We start from the raw sequence: 4,209 nt of genomic DNA on the forward strand, positions 1-4,209 counted from the left end.
GCAACAAGAAGCACCGCGAAGACGTGCAACAAGAAGCACCGCGAAGACGTCAAGGTCGGCGGCTATTTTGTTCCCGAGCAGCGTGTGGTGCTCCAGGACTACTACGGCAAGCAATTCAAGTCCGGCCATTGCCCCCCGGGCCTTGCCAAGAAAAACAACGGCTGCATGCCTCCCGGCCAGGCCAAAAAATACGCCATCGGGCAACCGCTGCCTGCCGGCGTGGTGTATTACCCGGTGCCTGCATCGGTGGTGGTGCGTCTGGGCCCTCCGCCCTCGGGCCACAAGTATGTGCGTGTCGCCACCGACATCCTGCTGATTGCGCTGGGCACCAGCATGGTGGTGGATGCCGTCCAGGACCTGGGGTCTCTCTAAGGCCTTCCGGGTTTGCGGCGCTTCGGCTGCGGCCCGGGTTGCCACGCTTTCATGCGTTCCATGACCAGGTCATGCAATGCCTGCGCCGCCACGGACAGGCTGCCTTCCTGCCGGCGCACGGTATAAATTTTTCGTGACAGGCCAGGCGTGGCCAGCGGCCGCGTCAGCAGGTTCTTTCGCTCGAAGTGAAAGAGCGTGAGCGCCGGCACCACGCTGATGCCGATGCCTGCCTCAACCATACCGGTAACCGTCGCCAGCTGGTCGACTTCCAGCACCGTATGGGTCTGCAACGGGTGCAGCGCGGCGTCCAGAGCCTGGCGCACGCTGCTGTTGCGCGACATATGGATAAACGGGAAGGCTGCCAGTTTCTTCAGTGTCAGTACTTTTTCCGTGGCCAGGGGATGATCCGTGCGGCAGACCAGGTGAAAGCGGTCGGTGCAAAGCAGCTGCGTGGTCAGGCCCGCGTGCGTGGCGCCCGTTGAGGCAAGCGCGAAGTCGGCCTTGCCGCTGCGCACCAGCTCGATGCAGGCGTCAGACAGCAGGTCGCTGAGTTTCAGGTCAATACCGGGCGAGGCCTGCCTGAACTCCGCAAAGATGGAAGGCAGCCAGCCTGCCGCAAGCGAGGGCAGGGCCGCCACATGCACGCGTCCCTTGCGGCGCTCGACGTGATCGCTCAGTTCACCCACCGCGGCGCTGAAGTCACCCAGCAATTGCCGCGCCGGCGTTTCAAACAAGCGTCCTTCGGCCGTCAGCTGTACGCTGCGTGTGTCGCGGTCAAACAGCCGGGTGTTCAGCTCCGCTTCCAGGGTCTGGATCAGCGCGCTGAACGCAGGCTGCGACAGGTGGCAGGCGGCAGCGGCCCGGGTAAAGCTGCTCAGCTCCGCCAGCGCCAGGAATGCCCGCAGCTGGCGTGTCGACAGGTTGGGGCTGCGTGCGGGCAGGCGGGCCGCATTTTTCGGGGTGGTGGTGGATGCGGCCATTAATCTGATTTTCAAGTCAATCGATAGGAATTTTGCATTTTACAAATAAAAGGCGGGGGCTTAAATTCATGGCATCCACCGCTTGGCCATGATGATCCCTGCCGCCCTCGCTCCCCACACCGCCACACCGCCCGCCAGCCTGCTGATCGGTTGCGCGGCCGGCTTTTCGGGTGACCGTGTGGATGCGGCCGGCCCGGTGGTAGACACCCTGATCGCGCGGGGCGGGCCGGCCTTCCTGATTTTCGAGACGCTGGCCGAGCGCACGCTGGCGCTGGCGCAATTGCGCCGCCGTGCCGACCCCGGCGCGGGCTTTGAGCCGTTGCTGGACGACATGCTGCGTCCCGTGCTGGCGCGCTGCCTGCAGCACCACATCCGCATCGTCAGCAACTTCGGTGCGGCCAACCCGATGGGCGCGGCGCGGCATATCCAGGCCATGGCCCGGGAGCTGGGTTTGCCTGCACCGCGTATTGCGGTGGTCGAAGGTGATGACCTCTCGGAAGAACGGCACCGCGAGCTGCTGCGCACCCAGCTGGGCAGTGCGATGGACGGCATCCGCATGGTCAGTGCCAATGCCTACATCGGTGCTGAAGCGATTGCCGCTGCGCTGAACGCCGGCGCGCAAATTGTGGTGGCCGGCCGCGTGGCCGATCCATCGCTCGCCGTCGGGCCTGCCATGTCGCACTTTGGCTGGCGTGCCGATGATTGGGACCTGCTGGCACGCGCCACCATGGCCGGCCATTTGCTGGAGTGCGGAGTGCAGGTTTGCGGCGGTTATTTTGCAGACCCCGGCTACAAGGACGTTCCCGATTTGCACGCCGTCGGCTACCCGATTGCCGAAATCAGCGCCGACGGCAACTGCATCATCGGCAAGGCTGCCAACACAGGCGGGCTGGTGAACCTTGCCAGCGTCAAGGAGCAGTTGTTGTATGAAGTGCATGACCCTGCCGCCTACCTCACRCCCGATGTGGTGGCGGACATCAGCRCRGCGCAGATTGAACARCYYGGCCCYAATCGCGTGGCGCTGAGCGGTGTGCGCGGCCATGCCCGGCCWCCCAGCCTGAAGGTCAATCTCTGCCATGAGGGCGGCTGGCTGGCCGAAGGTGAAATCTCTTACGCCGGCCCGCGCGCCGAGGCCCGCGCCCGGCTGGCGGCCGATGTGCTKCGCCGGCGCCTGCCGGCCCTGGCGCTGCGGGTAGACCTGATAGGCGCGCTCAGCGTCATGGGCGACGACGCCGGCAGCCTCCTGGCCGCAACACCGGCCGGTGACGCGCGCGATGTACGCCTGCGCGTGGCTGCCACACACACCGACCGCGCTGAGGCCGAGCGGCTGACGCGGGAAGTCACCGCCCTGTACTGCTGCGGACCGGCCGGCGGCGGCGGCGTGCGCACGGCACTGACACCAAGGCTCAACACCTTGCCCTGCCTGGTGCCCCGAGACGCTGTGAAGGTGTCGTTCAGGATGCTCGATACCGCAGCGCTGGCTACCGCAGGGGAGGCCGCATGAGCCAGGCCATGATCACGGTCCCGCTGTACCGCGCCGCGCACGGGCGAACCGGCGACAAAGGCAACCGGTCCAACATCAGCGTGATTGCCTGGCACCCGGACCTTTATCCCGTGCTGCGGGCGCAGGTGACGGAGGCCGCCGTGGCGCGCCACTTTGCCCACCGCAAGCCCAGTCGTGTGCAGCGGTTTGAGCTGCCTTTGCTGGGCGCCCTGAACTTTGTGCTCGACGACGTGCTCGACGGCGGCGTGAATGACGCGCTCAACCTCGACACGCACGGCAAGTCGCTTTCATTCTGGCTGCTGGATTTACCTATCGAAGTGCCAGCAGCGCTGGCGGGCCTGCTCGCCGGGGGAGACCAAACTTTTTAACGGAACCGATTCACCAGGACACCAGGACACCAAGACGAGATCAACAACGTCAGATACGCCTCATCACAACATCAGGAGACAACATGAAAACCGCCACTCAAAAATCCATACACAGCCGCATCCGCCCCGCCTTGCTCGGCATTGCCGCGCTATGGGCCATCGCGCCCCTCGCCGTGCCCATGGCGGCTCAGGCGCAGGGCTTTCCTGAAAAGCCGATCACCTTTGTCGTGCCGTTTGCGGCCGGCAGCGCAACCGACCAGCTGGCGCGCGCCATCGGCCAGGCCGTGACCAATGACAGCAAAGTCAGCGTGGTGGTGGACAACAAGCCCGGCGCCAACAGCTTCATCGGCGCCCAGGCAGCCGCCAAGGCAAAGCCCGACGGCTACACCGTGTTCATCACCACCAACACCACGCAGTCGGCCAATGAGCACCTGTTCAAAAAACTGCCTTACGACCCGGTCAAGGACTTCGCACCGCTGACCGCGCTGGGCCGCGGCGGGCAGATCATGGTGGTCAACCCGTCACTGCCGGTCAACAGCGTGGCGGAGTTCATTGCGCTGGCCAAATCGAAACCCGGCAAGCTGTCTTTTGGCAGCGGCAGCTCGTCCAGCCGCGTGGCGGGTGAGCAGTTCAAGCAGATGACGGGCACCTACATCCTGAACATTCCCTACAAGAGCAATCCGCCCGCGGTGACGGACCTGCTGGGCGGCCAGATCGACATGATGATCACCGACATGGCGACCGGCCTGCCGCAGGTCAAGGGCGGCAAGCTCAAGGCGCTGGGTGTTTCCACCCGGCAACGTTCACCGCTGGCGCCCGAGGTGCCGACCATCGCAGAAGCCGGCGTCAAGGGTTATGAAATGACCTATTGGTTTGCCGCCTACGCGCCCGCCGGCACGCCCGCCGATGTGGTGGCAAAGCTCAGCGACATGCTGGTCAAGGCAGCCCGCAGCCCTTCGGCCGCACCGTTTTACCAGTCCAGCGG

Annotated in this window: 5 protein-coding genes; 4 read left to right on the forward strand and 1 reads right to left on the reverse strand. The window is 65.0% G+C overall.

What is annotated here, in order from left to right; translation table 11 throughout:
• Positions 1–372: hypothetical protein (locus tag AC1D1P_RS16120; RefSeq protein WP_477673666.1), on the forward strand; the 372-nt coding region annotated here is incomplete at its 5' end.
• Here the strand turns inward: AC1D1P_RS16120 and AC1D1P_RS16125 are convergent.
• Positions 369–1,352 carry a LysR family transcriptional regulator gene (locus tag AC1D1P_RS16125; protein ID WP_477669616.1) on the reverse strand — a complete coding sequence of 328 codons (984 nt, stop codon included), beginning with the start codon at positions 1,350–1,352 and terminating at the stop codon, positions 369–371. The genes AC1D1P_RS16120 and AC1D1P_RS16125 overlap by 4 nt on opposite strands.
• A 91-nt stretch (positions 1,353–1,443) precedes the next feature.
• Here AC1D1P_RS16125 and AC1D1P_RS16130 point away from each other — a divergent pair, with 91 nt between their 5' ends.
• The 3 genes from AC1D1P_RS16130 to AC1D1P_RS16140 all read left to right on the forward strand — a co-directional run.
• Positions 1,444–2,856, forward strand: a complete 1,413-nt coding sequence (locus AC1D1P_RS16130; protein ID WP_477673668.1) for an acyclic terpene utilization AtuA family protein — start codon at positions 1,444–1,446, stop codon at positions 2,854–2,856.
• The gene (locus tag AC1D1P_RS16135) at positions 2,853–3,224 is read left to right on the forward strand and encodes an AtuA-related protein (RefSeq protein ID WP_477669307.1); all 372 of its coding nucleotides are present in this window, start codon (positions 2,853–2,855) and stop codon (positions 3,222–3,224) included. The genes AC1D1P_RS16130 and AC1D1P_RS16135 overlap by 4 nt, the downstream gene beginning before the upstream one ends.
• A gap of 83 nt (positions 3,225–3,307) precedes the next feature.
• Positions 3,308–4,209 (forward strand): Bug family tripartite tricarboxylate transporter substrate binding protein (locus tag AC1D1P_RS16140; RefSeq protein WP_477673667.1); only part of this gene is annotated, 902 nt, incomplete at its 3' end.

Source organism: Polaromonas sp. P1_E1_2, assembly GCF_056406035.1.